This is a genomic window from Methylobacterium sp. WL18 (assembly GCF_008040015.1).
Taxonomy (GTDB): Bacteria; Pseudomonadota; Alphaproteobacteria; order Rhizobiales; family Beijerinckiaceae; genus Methylobacterium; species Methylobacterium mesophilicum.
Window position 1 is genome coordinate 1 of sequence record NZ_VRVD01000520.1, and the last position, 3,312, is coordinate 3,312.

The 3,312-nt window shown below is 71.6% G+C and carries 3 protein-coding genes and 2 pseudogenes; 2 read left to right on the forward strand and 3 right to left on the reverse strand.

Features of this window, described 5'->3' with window-relative positions; all coding sequences use genetic code 11:
• Both FV228_RS24215 and FV228_RS34855 read left to right on the forward strand, forming a co-directional pair.
• Positions 1-714, forward strand: a pseudogene (locus FV228_RS24215) (glycosyl transferase); the annotation flags it as partial.
• Positions 711-1,430 carry a CatB-related O-acetyltransferase gene (locus FV228_RS34855; protein WP_147856897.1) on the forward strand — a complete coding sequence of 240 codons (720 nt, stop codon included), beginning with the start codon at positions 711-713 and terminating at the stop codon, positions 1,428-1,430. The pseudogene FV228_RS24215 and the gene FV228_RS34855, both read left to right, overlap by 4 nt.
• A gap of 3 nt (positions 1,431-1,433) precedes the next feature.
• Here the strand turns inward: FV228_RS34855 and FV228_RS33395 are convergent, their stop codons facing one another.
• From FV228_RS33395 to FV228_RS24230, 3 genes and pseudogenes are all read right to left on the reverse strand, one after another.
• Positions 1,434-1,574, reverse strand: a complete 141-nt coding sequence (locus FV228_RS33395; RefSeq protein ID WP_187277887.1) for a hypothetical protein — start codon at positions 1,572-1,574, stop codon at positions 1,434-1,436.
• 86 nt (positions 1,575-1,660) lie between these two features.
• The gene (locus FV228_RS24225; protein WP_147856898.1) at positions 1,661-2,863 is read right to left on the reverse strand and encodes a Zn-dependent hydrolase; all 1,203 of its coding nucleotides are present in this window, start codon (positions 2,861-2,863) and stop codon (positions 1,661-1,663) included.
• A gap of 163 nt (positions 2,864-3,026) precedes the next feature.
• Positions 3,027-3,312: pseudogene (locus tag FV228_RS24230) on the reverse strand (FADH(2)-oxidizing methylenetetrahydrofolate--tRNA-(uracil(54)-C(5))-methyltransferase TrmFO); the annotation flags it as partial.

Here is a 3,312-nt window from a genome sequence, read left to right on the forward strand (position 1 = left end):
TTCGGACGGTTCCTGGCCGGCGCGGCGCGGGTGTTCGCGCCGTCGGCCGACACGGCGGGGCGGATCGGGGCGGTGTATCCGGAGCTGGCGATCACGGTGCGGCCGCATGTCGAGCACGACCGGAGCGTGCGCTCCACCGCCCTGCGCCGGCAGGGCCGCGTGCGCCGGGTCGCGGTGCTCGGCGCGATCAGCGCCACCAAGGGCGGCCTGTTCCTCCAGGCGCTGGCGACCGACGCGCAGGACCGCAAGCTGCCGCTGCGCTTCGCGATCGTGGGCTACACCGATCCCGCGCTCACGGGCGGCCTGGAGCGGGCCGGGGTGACCCAGACCGGCCGCTATGCCGGCGACGCCGAGGCGCTGGATCTCGTCGGGCGGGTTGCGGCCGACCTGATCCTGCTCCCGGCGATCTGGCCCGAGACCTACTCGTACGCCCTGACGCTCGGGCTGCGGACCGGCCTGCCGGTGGCGGCCTTCGACCTCGGCGCCCAGGGCGACCGCCTGCGCGCCTACCCGAACGGCCATGTCCTGCCCTACGCCCTGGCCAACGACCCGGCCGCCTTCAACGACCGGCTGCTGGCGATCGACATCTCCCCCGCCGGGGAGCTCTCGATGCCGATCCAGGCGGCCGCGTACGACGACCTGATGCGCGACTACTACGTCCTGGACCTGAATCCGGCCGGGGCGCAGAACCCACTCGACGAGGACGCCGCATGATCTCCGTCAACGAGGACATGAAGCAGGAGATGCTGCGCCGCGGCATCTCGGTGCTGCATCCGGCTCCGTTCGGGCTGCCGGAGGAGTGCACCTTCGAGCCGCCGTGCAGCATCAAGTGGATGGGGATCGATTACTGCCTCACCATGGGGGCGTTCTCGTACGCGGTGAGCGGCTATTATTTCGGCGCCGACATCGCCCGCTACTGCTCGATCGGCGAGAGCGTGCAGGTCGGGCGCGGCAGCCACCCGGTGCATTGCGGCTCGACCTCGCCGCTGTTCTACACGCACCATTCGGCGGTGTTCGACCACCACGATCCGCGCGCCGAGGATTACGAGATCTGCGGCCCCTATCTGTGGCCCAAGCGCGTGCGCATCGGCAACGACGTCTATATCGGCCACGGCGCCTTCCTGATGCCCGACATCACCATCGGCGACGGGGCGATCATCGGCGCCATGGCGGTGGTGACCAAGGACGTGCCGCCCTACGCGATCGTGGCCGGCAGCCCGGCCCGGGTGGTGAAGATGCGGTTCCCCGACGCGCTGATCGAGCGCTACCTAGCGGTGCGCTGGTGGCGCTACGCCTTCTGGGATCTGCGCCACTGCTCGATCACCGATCCGGAAAAGTTCCTCGACGCGGTGGAAGAACGGATCGCCGGCGGGATGCAGGAATACCGCCCGGACCTGATCCCGATCCAGTCGCTGATCCCGGGCGCCTGAGGCTCACGCTTCCGCGTCGGCGAACCGCGCGAACGCCGCCACCAGTGCGTCGGCGGCCGGTTCGCTCAGGTCGCTGAAGCAGAGACCGTCGCCGACGAACACGGTCCACACCCCGTCATACGTCGCTTCCTTGCGAATCCGCATGGCCGCCCTCCGGCATCGATGCGGATCAACGGTTGGGTGCGCGGGGCGTTGCTTCGGCGCTCAGAGGCGCGGCGCTCTACCGGCCCTCACCCCGCCAGCACCCGCGCCGCCGCCGCGCCGAGCGCCCGCACGCCGAAGGCCAGGTCGGCGTCGCTGGTATCCTCCGCCCAATGATGGCTGATGCCGCCGATCGACGGGACGAACAGCATGGCGGCCGGGAGGATCCGGGCGATGTTCTGGGCGTCGTGGCCGGCGCCCGAGGGCATCACCTGCCATTGGCCGGGACAGACCTGCTCGGCAGCCTCGGAGAGGGCCCGCATCAGGCCCGGGTCGCAGGGGGCGGGAACGGCCTTGGACAGGACCGTGAGCGTGGCGGGGCAGCGCTCGCGCCGGTTGGATTCGCGCACCAGTGCCTCGAGGCAGGCTTCCATCCGCTCCAGCACCGGCATCGATACGTCGCGGAACTGGAACGCCACCTCGGCCCGGCCCGGGATGATGCTGTAGCCGCCGGGATCCAGGGTGATCCGCCCCGTGGTCCAGGTGCTGCGCGGGCCGCAGACGTTTGGGAATTCCCGGTCGATCGCCGCGAGCAGGCGCACCGCCGAAAGCCCCGCATCCCGGCGCTCGGCCATGGTGGTGCCGCCGGCATGGTCCTGGTTGCCGTCGAACACGATCCGGAATTGCCAGATCGCCACGATGCCGCTGACCACGCCGAGATGCAGGCCGGCGGCTTCGAGCTGCGTGCCCTGCTCGATATGCAGTTCCAGGAAGCCCCGGTAGCGGGCCGGGTCGATCCGCAGCCGCGGCAATCCGGCGAGCCCGGCGGCTTCGAGGGCCGCGCGGAGCGGCGTGCCGTCGGTGCGGTTGAAGGCGGCGTCGATCTCGGCCTCGGCGAGGTCGCCGATCGCCGAGCGGCTGCCCAGGAAGCCGCCGGAGAAGTGCCCCTCCTCGTCCGCGAAGGCGACGACGTCGACGGGCAGCCCGGCCCGGGCCAGGGCCAACCCGGCGACCACACCCAGCGCCCCGTCGAGCCAGCCGGCCTCGTTCTGGGTCTCGATGTGGCTGCCGACCAGGAGGTGGGGTCCGGGCCCGCGATGGCGCCCGAGCACGTTGCCGATCCCGTCGATCGACGCCTCCAGGCCGCAGGCCTCGAGCCGGTCCATCAGCCAGCGGCGGGAGTCCATGTCCTGGGGCGAGAAGGTCGGCCGGTGGACGCCGGTGCGGAACCGGCCGATCGCGCGCAGGGCGTAGAGGTCGGCCAGGAAAGTATCGGTGTCGATCTCGGTCATGCGGTCCCCGGGGCTGAACGCCCGGGCCGTGCAAGCGCCATGCGCGCCTATGGGTTTCCAAAGGGCGAGCCCTTTGGCGGGGTGTCGGGGCGGAGCCCGACAGCAGGGCTCTGCCCTGCACCCGCGAAAGGTCCCGGACCTTTCGAAACCATGACGTGCCGCGCTACTCGGCCGCCGCCTGTTTCCAATCCGCCACCGGCCCACCCGCCATCCAGGCGGCGAGGTCGGCCCGGGCGCGGTCGGTGAGCGCCCGCCGCTTCAGCACGGCCTTTTCCGGGCCGCGCAGGCGGCGGCCGGTCTCGTTGCGGGGGGCCTGGGCCAGGGGCGGGAACAGGCCGAAATTGACGTTCATCGGCTGGAACGAGCGCGGCGCGTTGGCCTCGCCGTCGGCCCCGACATGGCCGCCGGTGATGTGGGCGATGAGGGCGCCGAGCGCCGTGGTCTGGGGC

Excerpts from the sequence above, each read along its gene's own strand:
- FV228_RS34855 (WP_147856897.1), top strand. The coding sequence starts at position 711 with ATGATCTCCGTCAACGAGGACATGAAGCAGGAGATGCTGCGCCGCGGC.
- FV228_RS24225 (WP_147856898.1), bottom strand. The coding sequence starts at position 2,863 with ATGACCGAGATCGACACCGATACTTTCCTGGCCGACCTCTACGCCCTG.
- FV228_RS33395 (WP_187277887.1), bottom strand. The coding sequence starts at position 1,574 with ATGCGGATTCGCAAGGAAGCGACGTATGACGGGGTGTGGACCGTGTTC.